19 protein-coding genes are annotated in these 18569 nt (G+C 72.5%); 9 read left to right on the top strand and 10 right to left on the bottom strand.

Features of this window, described 5'->3' with window-relative positions; translation table 11 throughout:
* The 4 genes from FXO23_RS15905 to FXO23_RS51045 form a co-directional block, all read right to left on the bottom strand.
* Nucleotides 1-1284: a M16 family metallopeptidase gene (locus FXO23_RS15905; protein WP_158885479.1), complete on the bottom strand. Its 1284-nt coding sequence runs from the start codon at nt 1282-1284 to the stop codon at nt 1-3.
* A gap of 10 nt (nt 1285-1294) precedes the next feature.
* A complete protein-coding gene (locus FXO23_RS15900) occupies nt 1295-2902 on the bottom strand; it encodes a DUF2207 family protein (protein WP_158885477.1) in 1608 nt (535 codons plus the stop codon).
* A gap of 3 nt (nt 2903-2905) precedes the next feature.
* Nucleotides 2906-4666: a DUF2207 domain-containing protein gene (locus tag FXO23_RS15895; protein WP_246257309.1), complete on the bottom strand. Its 1761-nt coding sequence runs from the start codon at nt 4664-4666 to the stop codon at nt 2906-2908.
* Between the two features lie 227 nt (nt 4667-4893).
* Nucleotides 4894-5100: a hypothetical protein gene (locus FXO23_RS51045; protein ID WP_218952066.1), complete on the bottom strand. Its 207-nt coding sequence runs from the start codon at nt 5098-5100 to the stop codon at nt 4894-4896.
* Nucleotides 5101-5428: 328 nt separating this feature from the next.
* On the opposite strand from FXO23_RS51045, the gene FXO23_RS15890 reads away from it, so the two are divergent.
* On the top strand, nt 5429-6544 hold the full coding sequence (locus FXO23_RS15890) for a neutral zinc metallopeptidase (RefSeq protein ID WP_246257307.1): 1116 nt from the start codon (nt 5429-5431) through the stop codon (nt 6542-6544).
* 108 nt (nt 6545-6652) lie between these two features.
* Complete coding sequence (locus tag FXO23_RS15885; RefSeq protein WP_343034486.1) at nt 6653-7966, top strand: neutral zinc metallopeptidase; 1314 nt, start codon at nt 6653-6655, stop codon at nt 7964-7966.
* Between the two features lie 13 nt (nt 7967-7979).
* On the opposite strand, the gene FXO23_RS15880 is transcribed toward FXO23_RS15885, so the two are convergent.
* A complete protein-coding gene (locus FXO23_RS15880; RefSeq protein WP_158885473.1) occupies nt 7980-8969 on the bottom strand; it encodes an RDD family protein in 990 nt (329 codons plus the stop codon).
* Nucleotides 8970-9156: 187 nt separating this feature from the next.
* On the opposite strand from FXO23_RS15880, the gene FXO23_RS15875 reads away from it, so the two are divergent.
* The 7 genes from FXO23_RS15875 (at nt 9157) to FXO23_RS15845 (ending at nt 13537) form a co-directional block, all read left to right on the top strand.
* Nucleotides 9157-10164 (top strand): stage II sporulation protein M, encoded by a 1008-nt coding sequence (locus FXO23_RS15875; protein ID WP_158885471.1) that lies wholly within the window; start codon nt 9157-9159, stop codon nt 10162-10164.
* 46 nt (nt 10165-10210) lie between these two features.
* Nucleotides 10211-10468 carry a hypothetical protein gene (locus tag FXO23_RS15870; protein WP_158885469.1) on the top strand — a complete coding sequence of 86 codons (258 nt, stop codon included), beginning with the start codon at nt 10211-10213 and terminating at the stop codon, nt 10466-10468.
* A gap of 16 nt (nt 10469-10484) precedes the next feature.
* A complete protein-coding gene (locus FXO23_RS15865) occupies nt 10485-10748 on the top strand; it encodes a hypothetical protein (RefSeq protein ID WP_158885467.1) in 264 nt (87 codons plus the stop codon).
* 97 nt (nt 10749-10845) lie between these two features.
* Nucleotides 10846-11853, top strand: coding sequence for an isoaspartyl peptidase/L-asparaginase family protein (locus tag FXO23_RS15860; RefSeq protein WP_158885465.1), 1008 nt, complete (start codon nt 10846-10848; stop codon nt 11851-11853).
* Between the two features lie 82 nt (nt 11854-11935).
* Nucleotides 11936-12127, top strand: a complete 192-nt coding sequence (locus FXO23_RS15855; RefSeq protein WP_158885463.1) for a hypothetical protein — start codon at nt 11936-11938, stop codon at nt 12125-12127.
* On the top strand, nt 12114-12674 hold the full coding sequence (locus tag FXO23_RS15850; protein ID WP_158885461.1) for a DUF6879 family protein: 561 nt from the start codon (nt 12114-12116) through the stop codon (nt 12672-12674). The genes FXO23_RS15855 and FXO23_RS15850 overlap by 14 nt, the downstream gene beginning before the upstream one ends.
* Nucleotides 12674-13537: a helix-turn-helix domain-containing protein gene (locus FXO23_RS15845; protein ID WP_158885459.1), complete on the top strand. Its 864-nt coding sequence runs from the start codon at nt 12674-12676 to the stop codon at nt 13535-13537. Before FXO23_RS15850 ends, FXO23_RS15845 begins: the two co-directional genes overlap by 1 nt.
* Here FXO23_RS15845 and FXO23_RS15840 read toward each other — a convergent pair.
* The 5 genes from FXO23_RS15840 to FXO23_RS15820 form a co-directional block, all read right to left on the bottom strand.
* Complete coding sequence (locus tag FXO23_RS15840; RefSeq protein WP_158885458.1) at nt 13515-14810, bottom strand: DUF58 domain-containing protein; 1296 nt, start codon at nt 14808-14810, stop codon at nt 13515-13517. The two genes, FXO23_RS15845 and FXO23_RS15840, sit on opposite strands and share 23 nt — an antisense overlap.
* A 1-nt stretch (nt 14811) precedes the next feature.
* Nucleotides 14812-15789: an AAA family ATPase gene (locus tag FXO23_RS15835; protein WP_179956783.1), complete on the bottom strand. Its 978-nt coding sequence runs from the start codon at nt 15787-15789 to the stop codon at nt 14812-14814.
* The gene (locus FXO23_RS15830) at nt 15786-16922 is read right to left on the bottom strand and encodes a DUF4350 domain-containing protein (protein ID WP_179956782.1); all 1137 of its coding nucleotides are present in this window, start codon (nt 16920-16922) and stop codon (nt 15786-15788) included. The genes FXO23_RS15835 and FXO23_RS15830 overlap by 4 nt, the downstream gene beginning before the upstream one ends.
* Nucleotides 16919-17563 carry a DUF4129 domain-containing protein gene (locus FXO23_RS15825; protein ID WP_158885456.1) on the bottom strand — a complete coding sequence of 215 codons (645 nt, stop codon included), beginning with the start codon at nt 17561-17563 and terminating at the stop codon, nt 16919-16921. The genes FXO23_RS15830 and FXO23_RS15825 overlap by 4 nt, the downstream gene beginning before the upstream one ends.
* Nucleotides 17560-18569 (bottom strand): hypothetical protein (locus FXO23_RS15820; RefSeq protein WP_343034485.1); only part of this gene is annotated, 1010 nt, incomplete at its 5' end. The genes FXO23_RS15825 and FXO23_RS15820, both read right to left, overlap by 4 nt.

Genomic DNA, 18569 nt, shown 5'->3' with positions numbered 1-18569 from the left:
CTACTTGCCTCCATTTCCGGGCTCGATCACCAGCACCGCACGGGAATCCGGGCGCAGGGCCTTGGCGGCCGCGGCGACGTCCGCCGAGGTGACCGCGGCCATCCGGTCGGTGAGCTGGTAGACCAGCGCGGGATCGCCGTAGAGCAGTTCGAACGCGCCGAGCGCGAGGGTCCGCGACACCAGCCGGTCGTGTTCGGAGTGCACGCTCGCGCTCCAGCGCGCGGTCACCTTCGCCAGTTCCTCGGCGTCCGGCGGGGTGGTGGCGAGCTTGTCCAGCTCCTCGTCGACCGCGGTCAGCAGCCGGTCCGCGGAAACCTCCGCCGGGTGGATCGCGGTGATCGTGAAGGTGTCCGGATCGCGCGCCTCGAACGGGCCGAACAGCCCGGCCCCGGCACCCACGTCGGTGACCAGCGGCTCGCGGTGCACCAGCCGCTGCTGCAGGCGGGATCCGTCGCCGTCGGAGAGGACCCCGGCGAGCACGAGATGGGCGAGGTAGCCGTCGAGTTCGTTGATCGGGTCCGGCATCCGGTAGCCGACCGCCAGCGCGGGCAGCGGCGCGTGCGGATCGGCGTGCGTGCCGCGCAGCTCACCGGCGGGCGGCGGTTCGGCGAACGAGCGGCGCGGCGGCGCCGGGCGCGCCGGCACGTCGCCGAAGTGCTTCTCGATCAGCTCGCGCGCGCGGTCGATGGCGAAGTCCCCGGCGACGGTGAGCACCGCGTTCGCCGGGGCGTAGAACGTGTCGAAGAAGGCCGCGCAGTCGTCCAGGGAAGCCTGCTCGAGATCGGTGAAGTCGCCGTACCCGTTGTGCGCGTTGGGGAACGTGGAGTACAGCACCGGCGGGAGCAGGATCCACGGGAACCCGCCGTAGGGCCGGTTCAGCACGTTGAGCCGGATCTCCTCCTTGACCACGTCGATCTGGTTGGCCAGGTTCTCCGGCGTCAGCTTGGGGGCGCGCATCCGGTCGGCCTCGAGGAACAGCGCGCGCTCCAGCGCGGCCGATGGCAGCACCTCGAAGTAGTCGGTGTAGTCCGGATGCGTGGACCCGTTGAAGGTCCCGCCGCTGGACTGGACGTGCCGGAAGTGCGCGAGTTTCTCCAGGCTCTCGCTGCCCTGGAACATCAGGTGCTCGAACAGGTGCGCGAAGCCGGTGCGTCCCTCCGGTTCGGAGCGGAAGCCGACGTCGTAGTGCACGGAGACGCCGACCACCGGCGCGGTCGCGTCGGGCGCGAGCACCACGCGCAGACCGTTGTCGAGGGTGTATCGAATGAGCTCGGGTGCGGCCATGGCGTCCACCCTACGGGCTGGTGCGCACGCGCGGGCGCGTGCCCGAGATCGCCCCGGGCAGGAGGGCGGCGAACTCGCCCGCCCCGGCGAGCTCGTCCCCGTTCTCGTGTTCGCCGAGGGCGTACCAGTACACCGCCGGGGGGCGCTTCAGCTCGCCGAACGCGGCGATCCAGGCGGGCGCCTCGCCGAGGACGAGCGCGTACGGCAGGCCGCGGGAGAACACCAGTTCGCGTTCGGGTTTTCCCACTCCGCGGACCCGCGGGGCGCGGAGCCGGTCGTGCAGGCCGAGCAGCCTGCGGCGCAGGATCCGCCCGCGTTCGGTGCGCGCCGGGAGCAGGCGCCCGCCGAGCGCGAGCGCCCCGCCCGCGGCGAGGACGACCAGGCCGAGCTGCGCGTAGCCCACGGTGAGGGCGAGCAGGACGGTGAGGAACACGCCCCAGCAGGCCACCCGGACCCCGGCCCGGAGCCAGCGGCCGCGGCGGGCGAACCAGCGCCGCCGCACGAGCTCGTCGTGCAGCGGATCGCGCACGGCGGCGAGGTCGATGCCCCCGGCCGCGCGCAGTCCGGAGAGCGTGATCGAGTCGCCACCGGCGAACAGCGTCTCGAAGACGATCCGTTCGTAGCCGGTGAGCTGGTCGTCCGCCGGGTTGCGGCGGGTCAGGGTCCAGTCCGGCAGCTCGCCCGGCACCGGGGCCACCCACAGGTAGTTGCGCACGGCGAGGTCGAGCACGGTCGCCGCGAGGTCCAGGGTGCCCGCCCGGCCGGACAGCACCGCGCCGACCTGACCGGGCAGCACGCCTTCCGGGGACGCGAACACCCCGTCCGCGGCGAGTTCGTCGACCGGGAGCGGGGCGCCCGGACGCGCGTCCCGCTGCCGCAGCCAGAGCGCGACCAGCAGGCCCGCGAGCAGCAGCACCGCGAACCCGCCCCAGGTCCAGGCGACCGGCGCCGTGAGCAGGAACGCTCCGGCCACGGTGTCCGCGGGCTCGAGCCGTTCGTTCGCGGGGACCGTGCCGCCGGGCAGTTCGACGGTGAGGTCCATCCGGTCGCCCGCGGCGAGGTTCTGCTGGGTGAACCGGGTGAGCCCGGCGTGGTCGAACTGCGCCGCGTCGCAGGTCCGCTCGCCGCCTTCGGGCCCGGCCGCGCACCGGACCGTGCGCGGGATCTTCGGCGCCGCGAACGAACCGCGCACCAGGTTGAGCGGGGTGTCCCAGCCCCCGGCGATCCGCCAGCGCACGGTCGGCAGCCCGTCGACGTCACCGACTACACCGTCCACTGTGTACCGCACGAGCGCCGTGCCGCCGTCGAGCCGCACGGTGAACGCGTCCTCGGCGACCTGGGCGTCACCGCGGCCTTCGATGGCGATGTCGCGGACGGAAAGCACGCGGTCGCGGTCGTTCCCGGCCGGGAGGCGCAGCGGCACCCGACGGTTCATCCGCGTGCCTTCGGGCACCGAAACGGCTTCGGTGACCGAGAGCGCGCCGTCGCGTTCCAGTTTCAGCGCGATCTCCGCGCTCTGCGGCAATCCGGGTACGGGCGGTTGGTCCTGGGCGGCCGCTCCCGGCGGGGCGAGCAGGCCGATCAGGACGAGCACGGCCGGGAGGACGAGCCGCCGCACGGGCTACGCGGGGACCGGGTCGCCGGTGGGGCGGATCGAACGCAGGTGGCCCGCTTCGGCGAGCAGGCCGTCCAGGGCGGTGAGGAAGGCCGGGAAGTGGCTCCGGAAGCGCTGGAGGTTCGCGTCGCCCTCGAGGCCGCCGAACCAGTACAGCCCCGGGGATCCGTCCGCGGCCGGATCGAGGGCCGCGAAGGCCTCGAGCCAGCGCTCGGTCTCGCCGAGGACGACCGCGTAGGGCAGGGACCGGGAGAACACCATTTCCCGGTCGGCGGGCGGAATCGCCACCGGATCGGCGGTGTGCAGGTACTGCAGCAGGCCGCGGACCTGGCCCGCGAGCAGGCGGCCGCGGGCGGTCCGGGACGGCAGCCAGCTCGCCCCGGCGGCGAGCGCGATCCCGGCGAGGGCCACCGCGACGCCGAGCAGCGCGTGGCCGACGGTGAACGCGAGCGCGGCGGTGCCGAGCACGCCCAGGGCGGCGACCGCGATTCCCGCCCAGGTCAAGGAATTCCGGCCGAGATCCGGGCGGCGGGTGAACCAGCGCTGGCGGACCACGTCGGCGTACATCGCTTCGCGGACCGGGGTCAGGTCGAGGGCGCCGCCGGAGCGGAGTTCGGAGAGCAGGGCGGTGTCCCGGCCGGCGGGCAGCAGGGTTTCGAAGACCGCGCGTTCGAAGTCGTGCAGGTGCTCGTCGGGCGGGTTGCGGCGGGACAGCTGCCAATCGGCGAAGCCGTTCGGGCCGGGGATCTCGGCGAGCCAGAGGTAGTTGCGCACCGCGAGATCGACCACGGTCGCGCTGACGTCGACCACGTCGACCGTGCCGTCCACGACCGTGCCGACCTGGCCCGGCAGGACGCCGTCGGGCGAGGCGAAGGAGACCCGGTCGCCGTCGCGCATCAGGACCTCGACCGGACCGGACCCGGCGGCGAGCGCGCGGGCGTCGCGGCGGCGCAGCCACCAGAGCACGGCGAATCCGGCGGCCAGGAGCAGCACCAGGATGCCGAGGCCGATCGCGGTGACCGGGGTCAGCGCGAACGCGGTGGCCACCGACGCGACCTGTTCGAAGCGGGCGTTCGCGGGCACGGTGCCCGCGGGCAGGCCGACCACCAGGTCCACCCGGTCGCCCGCCCGCACTCCGTCCTGGTCGACCCGCACGATCCCGGTGTGGTCGACCTCGGCGAGCGTGCACCGCGCGCTGGACCCGATCGGCCCGGCGAAACAGTCCGTTGTGGACGATTGCGCGGGCGCGATGAAGGAGACCTGGAGGCGGGACAGGTCGGCGTCCCAGCCGCTGGCGACCTGCCAGCGAACCTGCTGCTGATCGGCGAGATCGGCGACCGCGCCGTCCACGGTGTAGGTGACCGTGGACTCGCCGCCGCGCGCGTGGACGACGAACTGCCCGTCGGCGGTCTCCACGGTGGCGGCGCCCTCGGCCTTCGCGTCGCGGACCGTGTAGATCCGGTCGCGGTCGTCGTCGGCGGGCACCCGCAACGGCACCCGCCGAGCGAGTTCCTGCCCGCCGGGCACGGTGATCTTCTCGGTGACCGCGAGCGCGCCGTCGCGCTGGACCTTCAACGAGTCGACCACGACCGGCGCCGTGGGCGCCTGCTGCTTGAGCAGCGCGTCGGGTGCGGTGGACGGCGCCACATCCGCTCGCGAGGGCGCCGGGGGCTCCCCGGTCGGCGTGGTGCCGACCGGTTGCGCCGCGAGGCCGCTCACCGTGGCGAGCGTCGCCGCCGCGGCGAGGACCCCCAAGTTCCTGAACACGGTGCCAGACGATAGTGCACCGGCATATGCTTTCGGACGCGATCACGCCAATCGGGGTGCGGCGCCGAAGACCTCCCGGGGGATCCGACACAGATGACGCAGCAACCGCCGTGGCCGCACGGCGCCGGGCGCCCGGCGGGCCCGCCTTCCGGCGCGCACCCACACCCGCCGACGGGCAGCCACCCCGCCACCCCGGCAGGCGGCCACCCGGCCACCCCGGCAGGCGGTCAGCCGCCCACTCCGGCAGGCGGCCACCCGGCCACCCCGGCAGGCGGCCAGCCGCCCACCGGGCGACCGGTTCCGCCGACCGGCGGCCGCCCGCTGCCACCGCCCGCCGCGCGTCCCCTGCCTCCCCCGGCGGCCCGGCCGCTCCCGCCGCGCGGCGCCAGGCCCGTCCCCGGCTCCGAGCCCACGCCCGGCTCCGTACCCGCCACGCCGGTTCCGCCGCGCGCCACCGGGCCGTCGGGCGCACCGGGCGGACCCTTGCCGCCACCCGGCGCCGGATCCCCTCCGCCGGGCCGTCCCCCTGGGCCGCCCACCGGACCGCAGCCGACTTCGCCGCCGTCCACCCAGCCGCTTCCGCCTCCAGCGGCCCAACCGCTCCCACCTCCGGCAGCCCAACCGTTGCCACCTCCGGCGGCCCGACCGTTGCCACCTCCGGCGGCCCAACCGCTCCCGCCGTCCGCGGCCCAGCCGTTGCCACCGCCGGGAGCCCAGCCGCTTCCACCCCCGTCCGCCCAGCCGTTGCCGCCGCCGCGTGCGGTGGCACCGCCACCCGGGCCGGTCGGCGCGCCGCCCGGTTTCGGCCCGCCACCACCGGGCTGGGGCCAGTTCGGGTACGGCCACTTCGGACGGTTGCCCGCGAAGAAGTCCAGCACCGGCCCGGTCGTGGCGGTCTGCCTCGCCGCGGTCATGCTGCTCGGCCTCGGCGTGGTGGCGGTGGTCGGGCTCACCGGCTCGAGCCACCAGCGGGTCGCCGACGCCGGGTACAGCGAGTACCCGACCTCGTCCAGCAGCGAAGAGTCGTCCAGTTCCACGGAGTCCAGTTCGGACACCGCCACGAGCGAGACCGACGAATCGACCTCCTCCCGCGAATCGAGCACTCGTCGCACGGCCGACGACGAGCCGGAACGGCCGCGCGGCCCGCAACCGGTGAAACGGCTGGCCGACCACCCGATGTTCGCCAGCAGCACCGCGGGGTTGCAGAACATCGCGTGCTCGCTGTCCCGGTGGGCCACCGACCAGGCGAGCGCGCAGCGGTTCTTCCAGAGCGCGATCGCGTGCCTGGACCGGGTGTGGCAGCCGCTGCTCGCCGGGTTCAACCTGCCGTTCTCCAGCCCGCGGCTGACCGTGCCGAATTCGGTGTCGGAATCGTCCACGCCGTGCGGCGGCGGGGGCACCACCACCGGGCGCACACCGTTCTACTGCCCGCGCAACAACACCATCTACATGCCCATGGACCGGATCGAACTCAACCAGTGGGGCAACCGCCCCGGGCCGTACCTGGCGATGCTCGCGCACGAATACGGCCACCACGTGGAAACGCTGAGCGGGGTCATGGACGCCTACGCCGAACAGCGCTACGAAGCGGGCGCCGACTCCGCGGCCGGGCTGGAACTTTCCCGGCGGCTCGAACTGCAGGCGCAGTGCTATTCCGGGATGTTCGTCGGCTCGTCCTCGGTCGCGGGCGGTTCGGTGGACCGGAACATCTTCAACGAGGCCGCCAACAGCCAGAACCGGGGCGACGACTACAACCCGACCGGCCGCCGGGACCACGGTTCGGCGAACCACAACATCGCCTGGTGGCAGCACGGGTCGAGCAAGAACCGGACACAGCAGTGCAACACCTGGGCGTCCTCGTCCGGGGACGTCTCCTGATCGTCCCCACGGCACCGGGGTGATCCGGCGGAACCGCCGCGCCTGAGCCCATCGCTGTGGTATTCAGGTGCGGTCCGCCGGAAGCGAGCCCCCTGGGGGAGCACCCACATGACCGAGCCGCAGGGGCCGTGGGATCCGAACCGCCCACCGCCCGGCCCACGTCCGGTGCCGGGCGCGCTTCCACCCCAGCCGCCCCCGGCCGCCCAGGCCCTGCCCCCGCATTCCGGCGCGACCCGGTTCGGCCCCGCGGGCGGGCAACACCCGGCGCCGCCCACCGGGCCACCACCCGGCGGCTATCCCCCGCCCGGAGGGCCGCCGCACCGGTCGGTACCCGGACCGGCGCAGCCGCTACCGCCGCCGCACGCCATGGCGCCGCCACCCGGCCCGCCGGGCATGCCACCGGGACCGCCGCCGTGGGGCTCCTTCGAGAGCCCGGGGACGTTCCCCGCGAAGCGCTCCAACGTGGGACCGATCGTCGCGGTCTGCCTCGCCGCGGTGGTCCTGCTCGGCCTCGGTGTGGTGGTCGCCGTAGGGCTCGCGTCCTCGGGTCGCGACCGGGTGGCCGATGCGGGCTACCGCGACGCCCCGGCCACGATGAGCACCACCGAGTCCTCGGAAACCGAGACGAGCACCAGCACGTCCGCCAGCACCTCCAGCTCCAGCAGCAGCTCGCGCAGCAGTACGGAAAGCGCGCCGAGCGGGCCGCGCCAGGTGCTGGCCCTGGCCGATCATCCGCTGCTCACCAACCGCAACGCGGGCTTGCAGAACGCGCCGTGCGCACTGCCCGGCTGGCCGAGCGATCCCGCCGCGTCGGAGGCGTTCTTCACCGCGGCCACGCGCTGCCTGGACGCCCAGTGGTCCCAGACCCTCACCGCGCTGAACCTGCCCTGGCACGCGCCGAAGCTGCACTTCCCCACCGGGGCGACCTTCCAGACCGACTGCGGCACCTTCAACACGCGCAACTACGCCGCCTACTACTGCCGCGACCACCTGTACGTGCCGTTCCAGGGCCTGCAGACCGACCAGTACGGCAACCAGCCGGGCGTCTACCTCGCCCTGTTCGCGCACGAGTACGGCCACCACGTCCAGGACCTGACCGGGTTGATGACCGCCGCCTGGAACGTCATCTACGACGCCGGGCAGAACTCGGCCGCCGGTCTGGAAATGGCGCGCCGCAAGGAGTTGCAGGCGCAGTGCTTCTCCGGCATGTACCTCGGCTCGACCGCGAACCGGGGCGGCACCGTGACGCAGAAAGTGTTCGACACGGCCTGGAACGACCAGGAAACCCGGGGCGACAACACATCCGGCACCCGCGACCACGGCACCAACGCGCACTACGCCGGCTGGTGGCGTGCGGGCGCGAAGAGCAACCGCACCTCGTCGTGCAACACGTTCGCCGCGTCCAGCGGTGACGTGAGCTGACCCGCGGAACGGCTCAGCTCGGCGGCGTGAACGGGTTCTCCACGACCGGCTGCTCCGGCGCGGCCCCTTCCGGCCGCGAACCCTCCGGTGGCCGCGCCCAACCGTGCCCCCGATCCGTCGCCGATGGCGCCCAACCGTGGCCCGGATCCGGCGCGGGTGGCGCCCACCCGCTTCCCGTCCCCGGCGCGGTCGGCTGCTGCCTGTAAGGCGGCATCCCACCCGGCTGGACCCCCGCCGCCGGTGCGTAGCCGAGCATCCGGGCCTGGTCGCGCGCTCGCCGCTCGGCGAGGATCGCGGTCAGGTACGCCCAGACCGGCACCCCCGGCGGAAGCGGTGCGTTCAGGCGTGCGCCCACCTCCTGCGCCAGCTGGTAGCCCAGCGCGTCGCGGGCCTCCGGGCGCAGTTCGGCCATCCGTCCCAGGTACTGCCGGATGGCCAGCGCCAGGTCGTCGTTCAGCCCGGACAGGTCGAGCTGGGACGCCCAGGGGGCCAGTGGCGGCGGCATCATCAGCATCGGAGCCGACGCCTGCGGCACCCGCTCCCTGATCACCACCGTGCCCGCGAGGAAATCCCCGACCCGCTTGGACTTGCCCGAGCACAACGACACCACGATCGCCACCGCGCTCCACAGCAGCACCGGACCGAAGTCGACGATCGCACCGGCGAGCCCGCGGGCGAGCGCGTGCCGGAACCGGATCGGCCCGCCGTCGTCCCGGACGACCCGCAGCCCGAGCGCCATCTTGCCCAGCGTCCGCCCACCGGCGAGCGTCTCGAAGATCACCGGATAGCCGACCCGCACCAGGACGAACAGCGTCAGCATCACCGCGATCGCGAGCGCCTGGTCGGCGAAGCCGACGGCGCCCAGCACCAGGAAGAACAGGAACAGCGCGGCGAACTGCACCAGTACGTCCAGGGCGAAGGCAACGCCGCGGCTGGCGAGCGTGGCGAGCCGGAGCTCCAGCACCACGGCATCCCCGGTGACGAGTTCGGACTCAGGCTGCACGACGCGAACTCTAGTACCCGGCGACGGCCGGAAAGGCCGAAGTCGCGAGGCCTTGCTTACATCTCCCACCCCCTCTTCCTCGAAGGACCAATCACCTTGCTCCGAAGGATGGCACGCACCACCGACAAAACCCGTCCGCCCAGGTCCGCCTAAGGTTGACCCCAGGAAATCGACCGGGAGGTACCGCGTGGACGTGGACGTGTTCGTCGCCAGCCACCGTGCCGAATGGCAGCGGCTGGACGAGCTGACCCGACGCAGCGCCACCCTGCCCGGCCCCGAGGCCGACGAACTGGTCACGCTCTACCAGCGCGCCGCGACCCACCTGTCGATCGTGCGCTCGGTGGCCCCGGATCCGGCACTGCTGTCCTGGCTCTCCGGGCTGGTCGTGCGCGCGCGGTCCGCGGTGACCGGGACGCACAGCCCGGCGTGGCGCGAGTTCGGGCTGTTCTTCTCCCGGCGTTTCCCGGCGGCGGTGTACCGCAGCTGGCGCTGGTGGGTGCCGACCGCCGTGCTGACCCTGCTGGTGACCGGCGTGCTCGGCGCCTGGGTGGCCGGCGACCAGCAGGTGCAGGCGACCATCGCGGCCCCGGACGAGATCCGCAAACTCACCGAACCGGGTGGCGCGTACGAGGCGTACTACTCGAGCAATCCCGCGGGCTCGTTCGCCGCGCAGGTCTGGACCAACAACGCCTGGGTCGCGGCCACCTGCCTGCTCCTGGGCGTGCTCGCCGGGATTCCGGTCGTGCTCGCGCTCTGGCAGAACGCGCTCAACCTCGGCGTCGGCATCGGCCTGATGAGCGGGGCCGGGCGTGGTGACCTGTTCTTCGGCCTGCTGATCCCGCACGGCCTGCTGGAGCTGACCGCGGTCTTCGTCGCGGCCGGCGCCGGGCTGCGGCTCGGCTGGGCGGTGCTCAGCCCCGGCCGCCGCTCGCGCGCGGTGGCGCTCGCCCAGGAGGGCCGCGCGGTCGTCGCGCTCGCGCTCGGGCTGGCCGGTGTCCTGCTGGTGTCCGGCGTGATCGAGGCTTTCGTGACCCCGTCCGGCTGGCCCACCTGGGCGCGGATCGGCATCGGCGTGCTGGCCGAGGTCGCCTTCCTGGCCTACGTCTTCGTGTTCGGCCGCCGCGCCGCGCGCCTCGGCGAGACCGGCGACGTGGACGCGCGGTTCGCCGGGGACGTGCTGCCGGAGGCGGGTTAGGTGTGTCCTCCCGGCGTGGCGTCCGGTGGCGTCTTATAGTGACGCGATGTCGAAACGGCTCGCGTTGACGCTTTCCGACGACACCCATGCCCAGCTCGAGGCCTGTGCCGCGGAGGCGGGAACGGACCTGCACGCGTGGATCGTCGCCGCCGTCGAACGCGAGGCGTTCCGCCGGCTCTGCGAGCGGGCCAACGACTGGTGGGCGGCGCGTCCCGAAGCCGTGGCGGCGGAGAAGGAAGCTCACCAGCGCCGCCAGGAACTGCGCGCCCAGGTCGAACGGGACCGTGGCTCCTCAGCCGCGTAGGGGTCAGGTCTGGACGGTGGCGGGCGGGCAGCCGCGCCGAGTGCTGATCTACAGCGGGGACATGTTCAACGACCTGGACGACGTCCCCTATGTGATCACCATGGAGATCGTGGACCGTCCGGAGCCGCTGGAGATCACGTCCCCGGACGGGCTGCGCATCGCCTACACCCGGCTCGACCACGTGCCGAAACGCACGCTGCGCGAGCAGGTCGCCGAGCTGCCCCGGGAAGTGATGGAAACCCTGAACACCCGCCTGTTCATGGTGATCGCGACCGGCTGAAGCCGGGCTCCTTCCGCCGATCGGCCCTTCCGGGACCGGGTCGCCGCCGAGACGATGACCTCGGCGATTGAGGCGTGCGAACCACGGAGGAGACCTGATGCGCAAGCTCGGACGTGGCCGGATTCTCGCGGCGGCGACGCTCGCGGTGGCGGCCGGAGTGCTGCTCCCCGGATCGGGACAGGCGGCGGATCCCGTTGCGGGACAACGGGATCGTGTGGTGCTGGCGATTCACGGCGGGGCCGGGACCGCGGTGCCGCCGGAGCAGGAGGAGACCTACCGGCAGGTGTTGCGCGCCGCGCTCGAAGCCGGGTTCAAGGTGTTGCGGTCCGGCGGGTCCAGCCTGGACGGCACCGAGGCCGCGGTGCGGAACATGGAGGATTCCGGGCTGTTCAACGCGGGCAAGGGTGCGGTGTTCAACACCGACGCGCAGCACGAACTGGACGCTTCGGTGATGCGGGGCCGCGATCTGCGGGGCGGTGCGGTCGCCGGGGTCCAGCACATCAAGAACCCGATCTCGCTGGCCCGGCTGGTGATGGACAAGAGCCCGCACGTGCTGATGGCCGGGCAGGGCGCGGAGATGTTCGCGCGGGAGCAGGGCGTGACCACCGTGCCGCAGGACTACTTCTTCACCGAGCGCCGCTGGAAGGAGTTGCTGGAGGCCAAGAAGAACGATCCGAACCGGGAGAAGCTGCAGTTCGGCACGGTCGGCGCGGTGGCCCTGGACGGCGCGGGCGATCTGGCGGCGGCCACCTCGACCGGCGGGCTGACCAACAAGCTCGTCGGCCGGATCGGCGACTCCCCGCTGCTCGGCGCGGGCACCTACGCGAAGAACGCGACCGCCGCGATCTCCTGCACCGGCACCGGGGAGAGCTTCATCCGGACGTCGGCGGCGCATGAGATCTCGGCGCTGATGGAGCACGGGCGCATGCCGGTGCGGCAGGCCGCGGAGAAGGTCGTCCGCGAAGAGGTTCCGGCCGCGAACGGCACCGGCGGGGTGATCGCGCTGGACCGGAACGGGGTGCTGGCCACGCCGTATTCGTCGAAGTCGATGATCTTCGGTTACGTGACCGCGGACGGCCGGTTCACGCTGCGCCCGACCGGGTGACGGCCATGCACGGACCTGACTGAACCTCCCGGATTGTCACCCTCCGCCGATATCTTGCTACCGAGGGAGACAAGGAGGAGTCGTGGACCGAACTTTCACTTGCATAGCCGGTAACTGCACCGACGATTACACCTGCCCGAAGGTGTTCATGACCGATCGCGGCACGATCGCGGTACAAGGCGATCTACTCGAAGGGAGAAAGGTCCCACCGGGTGAAGCCGTGGTGGAGATTCCGGTCGAACTGTTGAAGGAGGCCGCACGTGCAGCCTGTTGAAGGCACTCACGAGGTCGGCGGCAACTGGCTGTCGGCGCAGGACTACTACGACCGGATGGACAATTTCCGACGGACGACTTTCCGGTTCCAAGCGCTCCAAGTCTACGGCATCCCACACGAGCAACCGTCGTTCCAGGAGTTCCTCAAAACCGGGAAACGAGAGGTCGACCCGAATGACCCCCGGTTAGTGAGAATGAAAGCCAAACGAACCCGAGGCCGTACCACCCAGCGAGTTCAGGTGGTACGCCACCCAATATCCGATTACCTGCGACATGCTTTCGGCTTCTTCCATGAGAGCGCTCGGCAAGGCGAAGACCTTCGCATACTCGATGCGAGCAAGACCGCGATCGATCAGCTACCCGAGTTCGATTTCCAGCTACTGGACGACGAAACGGTGATCAAGTTGCACTACGCGGATGAGGATGGCAGCGTAGTCGGCCGCGAGGTTCTTCCCGACGCTGATATTGCCGAGTATCGCCGGTACCGAGACTACGCTTTGGAACACTCGGTCCCGTTCCTGGAATACGAGAGGTCGATGCCCGCCTGATGGTTCAGCCCGCGAACCTCGGCCAGGATCGCGACGACCTGGCCGGGGTTCTGCGCGCCCTACGCAAGGCGGCCGGGCTTTCCGGAGAGCGACTCGGCGTCAAGGCACATATGAGCCAAGGCAAGGTTTCCCGGATCGAGACCGGCAAGATCATCCCCACAGTCGCCGACGTGCAAAGGATCTTGCGTGCGCTTGAGGTGCCACCGGATCGCGCCGCGGAGCTTCTGAAACTGGCCAGAGCGGCGAATATCGATTTCCTCAGCCGCAAGCGTGTGCGGCAGATCAGCGCGCGAGTTTACCAGCAGAGTCTCGGCTCGATGCTCATGCACTCGGATGAGGTGCGCTGCGTTTTCCCCGCCTTGCTCCCAGGCTTCCTGCAAACTCCAGCCTACGTGCGCGGGGTGGTTTACCATCCGCTCAGCAAGAATTCAGTGCCCCGCAGGGAAGAGATCATCGCCGCCAAGCTGGGGCAGCACGAAATGCTGCACAGCGGGAAAACCCGGTTCAGCATGCTGTTCACCGAGGCCGCTGTACGGGTTCCCATAGTCGGCCCCGAAGATATGGCCGAGCAGGTCGAGTACCTCAAGAGAATGAGCACGCTGCCCGCTGTCGATCTCGCGATCATTCCTGCGGAGAGGCAGATTCAGTTGCCCCCAGGGAACACCTTCATCGTTTACGACCAGCGTGCTGTTTACACGGAGACCCATGCCGGGGTGATCAATCTGCGGGATCCGGCGCAGGTGGAGGAGCATCTGGAGTTGTTCGAGTACTTCTGGTCGCATGCTGTGAAAGGCAAGGAGGCGCGGGAGTTGCTGCGCGGGATCGCCGACGAGTTCCGGGCTAGAGCTGACCGGCGGCCTTGAGGGCGAGGTACCGGTCCGCCAGGGCCGGGGGCAGGTCTTCGGGCACCGCGTCGACCACGTCCACGCCGTGGCGGCCCAGCAGCGCGGTGACGTGCCGCCGCTCGCCCAGGGTCCGTTCGGCGGCGGCCGCGTCGTAGACCGCTTCGGCGTCGCCGCGGCCGCGGGTCATCTCGGTGACCCGGGGGTCGGCGACGGCGGCGAGCAGGAGCCGGTGCCGCGCGGTCAGGGTGGGCAGGATCGGCAGCAGCCCTTCCTCCAGCGGCGCCGCGTCCAGGCCGGTGAGCAGGACGACCAGGGACCGCCGCCGGGTGCGGCGCAGGACCTCGGCGACCATGCCGCGGGCGTTCGTCTCCACCAGGCTCGGTTCGATCGGCGCCATCGCGTTGACCAGCGACGGCAACAACTCGGTGGCCGAGGCGCCGGACACGTTCGCCCGGACCTGCCGGTCGTAGGCGATGAGATCCACCTTGTCCCCCGCCCGCGACGCCAGCACCGCGAGCAGCAGCGCGGCGTCCATGGCCGCGTCCAGCCGGGGGCTGTCCCCGACCCGGCCCGCCGACATCCGGCCGGTGTCCAGCACGAGCACCAGATGCCGATCGCGTTCCGGGCGCCAGGTCCGCACCATGACATCCGCCGCCCGCGCGGTGGCCCGCCAGTCGATGGACCGCACGTCGTCGCCGATCACGTACTCGCGCAGCGAGTCGAATTCGGTGCCCTGCCCGCGAATCCGGGCGGCCTGGCGGCCGTCGAGCTGCTGCAGCCGCGCCAGCCGGGAGGGCAGGTGGCGGCGGCTGTGGAACGGCGGCAGCACCCGGACCGTCCACGGCACCTCGTGCGACCCCTGCCGCGCCGCCAGGCCCAGCGGCCCGATCGAGCGCACGGTGACCCGGTGCGCCTGCCGATCGCCGCGGCGAACCGGGTGCAGCGTGGTCACCACGTTCCGCCGCTCTCCCGGCGGAATCGCGATCCGGTGCCGATCGGTGACCGCGCCCGCGCTCGGCGGCCACGCGTCCCGCAGCATGCCGCGCACCCGGGTGCGCCCCGGGTTGCCCACGGTCAGCGTCACTTCGGCCGGTTCGCCGAGCCGGGCCGAGGACGCGCCGGAGCGGGTGAACGTCAACCGGCGCACCCCGCCCGCGAGGAGCAGATCGGCCAGCACCCCGGCCGCCACCACGGCGGCCACGATCAGCACCCCGGTCCACGACGGCACCGCCAGCGCGACGAAGACCACGCCGATCAGCGCGACGAGCCCGGCCCGTCCGGTCAGCGCCATGTCAGCGGGGAACGGGCACGGAGGCGAGGACGCGGTCGAGCACGCCGTCGGCGGTGGCGCCTTCCAGCTCGGCCTCCGGGCGCAGGTCCAGCCGGTGCCGCAAAGCCGGGCGCGCCAACGCTTTCACGTCGTCCGGGGTGGCGTAGTCCCGGCCCGCCAGCCAGGCCCACGCCCGCGTCGCGGCCAGCAGCGCGGTCGCGCCGCGCGGCGAGACCCCGAGCCGCACCGACGGCAGCGCGCGGGTCGCCCGGCAGATGTCCACGATGTAGCCGATCACCTCGGGCCGCACGGTGACCGCGCCCGCCGCGACCCGCGCGGCGGCCAGGTGCGCGGGGCCCGCGACCGCGGCGAGCCCGGCGGCGGCCAGGTCCCGCGGGTCGAAGCCCTGCGCGTGCCGGGTGAGGATGCCCACCTCGTCCTCGCGGGACGGCGAGGCCATGGTGAGTTTCAGCAGGAACCGGTCCAGCTGCGCCTCCGGCAGCGGATAGGTGCCCTCGTACTCCACCGGGTTCTGGGTGGCGATCACGATGAACGGATCGGGCAGCGGCCGGGAGCGCCCGTCCAGCGACACCTGCCGTTCCTCCATCGCCTCCAGCAGCGACGACTGCGTCTTCGGCGGCGTGCGGTTGATCTCGTCGGCGAGCAGCAGGTTGGTGAACACCGGCCCCTCGCGGAAGGAGAACTCGCCGCTGTGCGCGTCGTAGACGATCGAGCCGGTCACGTCGCCGGGCATCAGGTCCGGGGTGAACTGGACGCGCGTGGTCCGCAGGTCCAGCGCGGCGGCCAGGGCGCGCACGAGCAGCGTCTTGGCGACCCCCGGCACGCCTTCGACGAGCACGTGCCCGCGGCACAGCAACGCGATGATGAGCCCGGTGATCGCCGCGTCGTGCCCGACCACGGCCTTGGCGACCTCGGACCGCAGCGCGATCAACGCGTTCCGGGCCTCGGCGGCGCTGATGGGCGTCTCGGTACTGGTCAAGATCCGGTTACCTCTTTCTCGAGTTCGTCCAGTGCGCCGGCGAGCCGGACCAGGCCGGGGTCGGTTTCCGGCGGCGGACCGTAGAGCAGCGCACCCAGTTCGGCGGGGTTCCGGCCGCTCCGCGCGGCGAGGGCCGCGACGACCGCGGCGGGTTCGGCGCCCGTGCCGAGCCCGAGCACCGGTTCCAGCCGGTGCAGGGTCGCCTGGCGCAGGAGCGTGGCGGCGTGCCCGGCGGCGCCGGAACGGCGGTAGAGCCGGGCGCGCCCCTCGGTCGTCTCGGCGGCGCGCACCACGGCGGGCAGCGGTTCGGCGACCACCGGGCCCAGCCGCCGGGCCCGCCACAGTCCGAAAAGGACACACGCGACGGCGAGCTGGACGGCGCCGAAGATCCAGCCCGGCGGGATGAGTTCGGTCAGCGGCCGTTCCCCGGCGCGCATCGCCGGGTCGCCCGGCGACGGCAGGTACCAGACGAGCCGCTGGTGCCCGCCGAGCAGCCGCATGGCGAGCGCGGCGTTGCCCTGTTCGGCGAGCCGTTCGTTGGTCAGCGGGGCGCCGGCGCCGAGCAGGATCGTGTGCCCGCGCTCGTCGGACACCTGCACGAGCGCGTCGCCGTAGCAGCGGCGGTCCCGCGGACCGGCGTGGTAGCGGGTACCGCCGAGAACGGCGTCGCCCGCGGCGACCGCGGCGGCGATCGTGCAGTCCGGTGAGCGAACACTCACCTCCGACGAGCCCACGACCCGGGTTCCCGGGCGCACGGCGTCGAGGGTCGGCTGGTTCGGCGCGATCAGCACGGTTTCGGCCGCGCGCTGGCGCAGCCCCGCCAGGCGCGGGGGATCCACCAGGTCGGGCGCGGTGACCAGCAGGGTCGCGCCGCCGGGGCCGGTGAGCGCCCGCTCGGCGTCGCCCGCGGTGCGCGCGGTTTCGATGCGCACGCCCTGGGCTTCCAGCAGTTTCGCCAGCGCCCTGGACCCCTGCGGATCGGCGGCGCCGGGCTCCAGTGCGCCGTGGTCGGCGTCGCCGCGCACGAGCACCAGGAACACCGCGCCGAGCACGAGCACCACCAAGATCGCGACCGGGATCCGGGCGGCGCGCCAGATCCGGCGGGCATCCGGGGAAACCGAGGTCGTGCTCACCCGGACACTCCCGCGAGCACGGGACGTTCCGCCTGGCACCGCTGCTCCAGGGCGACCAGGCGCCGGTAGGTCTCCTCGGTGGCGGGGTGCCCGCCGTAGTGCACCCGATCGAACAGGGCCGCGCCCGCGGCGAGTTCGTCGCGGCACCCCGGCAGCCGCCGCCCGCCCTCGGCGGCGGCTTCGTCGGCGGTACGACCGGACCGTTCGTCCAGCACACCGCGTTCCTCGAGGCCGCGCACCACCGCCCGGAACTGCTCCCGGACGGCCACCGCGAACTCGCCCGCGGCCGCCGCCTCCCCGGCCGCCCGCCGGTAGTCGCTCGCGGAACGGGACGTCTCCGCGAACACCACGTGCCGTTCCCGCGCGCCGCGGGCGGTCCGGCCCACCCGGAGCCGGATCACGACCACCAGGACGACCAGGAGAACCAGCAGCACGAGCAGGCCCAGCGGCCCGCCGGGGACCACGCCGGAGGTCGCGTCGAGGAACTCCAGGAACTTCCGGACGATCCAGTTCAGCGCCTGGTCCAGCGGCGACGGCTCCGCCGCGCGGTACTCCGGCTTGGCGAGTTCCGCCGCGGCGGCCGCGCGGGCGTCGTCCCGGTCGATGCCGACCGGGACGTCCGCGGGGAACGGGATTCTCAAGCCGTTCCCGCCGCGCGGGCCAGCTGGATGTCCATGCCCTCCTTGCGCATGCGCTGGTCGATGTACAGCAGCGCGGTCACCGAGGCGACGAACGGGGCGGTGAGCGTGGTGGCGACCAGCGCACCGACCTGCTGCAGCAGCAGCGTGCCGACCGACGGCACGGTGACCCGGCCGGAGAACGCGTCCAGGAAACCGTTCACGTCGAACGGGATCTGGATGACCGAGGTGATGATGTAGCTGATGATCCCGGCGAGCAGCAGGATGCCGAACACCCGCCACCAGGAGCCGTTCACCAGCAGGCGCGACCGGGTCAGCGAGGTGCCCACCTTGCCGCGTTCGAGCACCAGGGCCGGGGTGGACAGGCCGAACAGCACCCAGACCCACACCCCCGGCACGATGCACAGGAACAGGCCGACGGCCGTCATCAGCGTGAGCAGGACGGCCAGGCCGAGCAGCGGCAGCAGCCGCGGTTTGATCTCGGCCATCGCCTCGCCGAAGCCGATCGGCCGGCCGAGCACCGCCCGGCCCACCACGACGGTGAGGAATCCGGCGAGGAACGCGGTGGTGAGCACGGTCACGACCAGGGGCAGGCTGGTGTTCAGCGCGGTCTGCCCCAGCGTGGACATGGCCGCGTCCAGCTGTTCGTCCGGGGTCATCGCGGAGTTCGTCCGGTCCGCGAGGTTCCGCAGATCGTCCAGGGTGAACAGCTGGGCGACGAAGCTGAGGGCGGCGTTGACCACGGCCACCGCGGCCGAGACCCCGAACACCAGGGCCGGGTGGCGGCGGATCGTGTTGATCGCGCCGTCGAAGATCTCGCCGAGGTTCAGCGGGCGCAGCGGGATGACGCCCGGTTTGCCGTACCCGGGGCGCCCCCAGCCCCCGTGTTGCGCGGGAGGGGGCGCCGCGGGCAGCGGCTGACCCGGCGGCGGTTGCTGACCGGGGTAGCCCGGGTGAGCGAACTGGCCCGGTGGACCGGGCTGCCCCGGCTGAGCAGGTTGTTCGGGCT

Origin of the sequence: Amycolatopsis anabasis, from assembly GCF_009765355.1 — a bacterium.
In the GTDB taxonomy this organism is placed as follows: domain Bacteria; phylum Actinomycetota; class Actinomycetes; order Mycobacteriales; family Pseudonocardiaceae; genus Amycolatopsis; species Amycolatopsis anabasis.
This window is presented reverse-complemented; position numbering and strand designations above follow the sequence as displayed.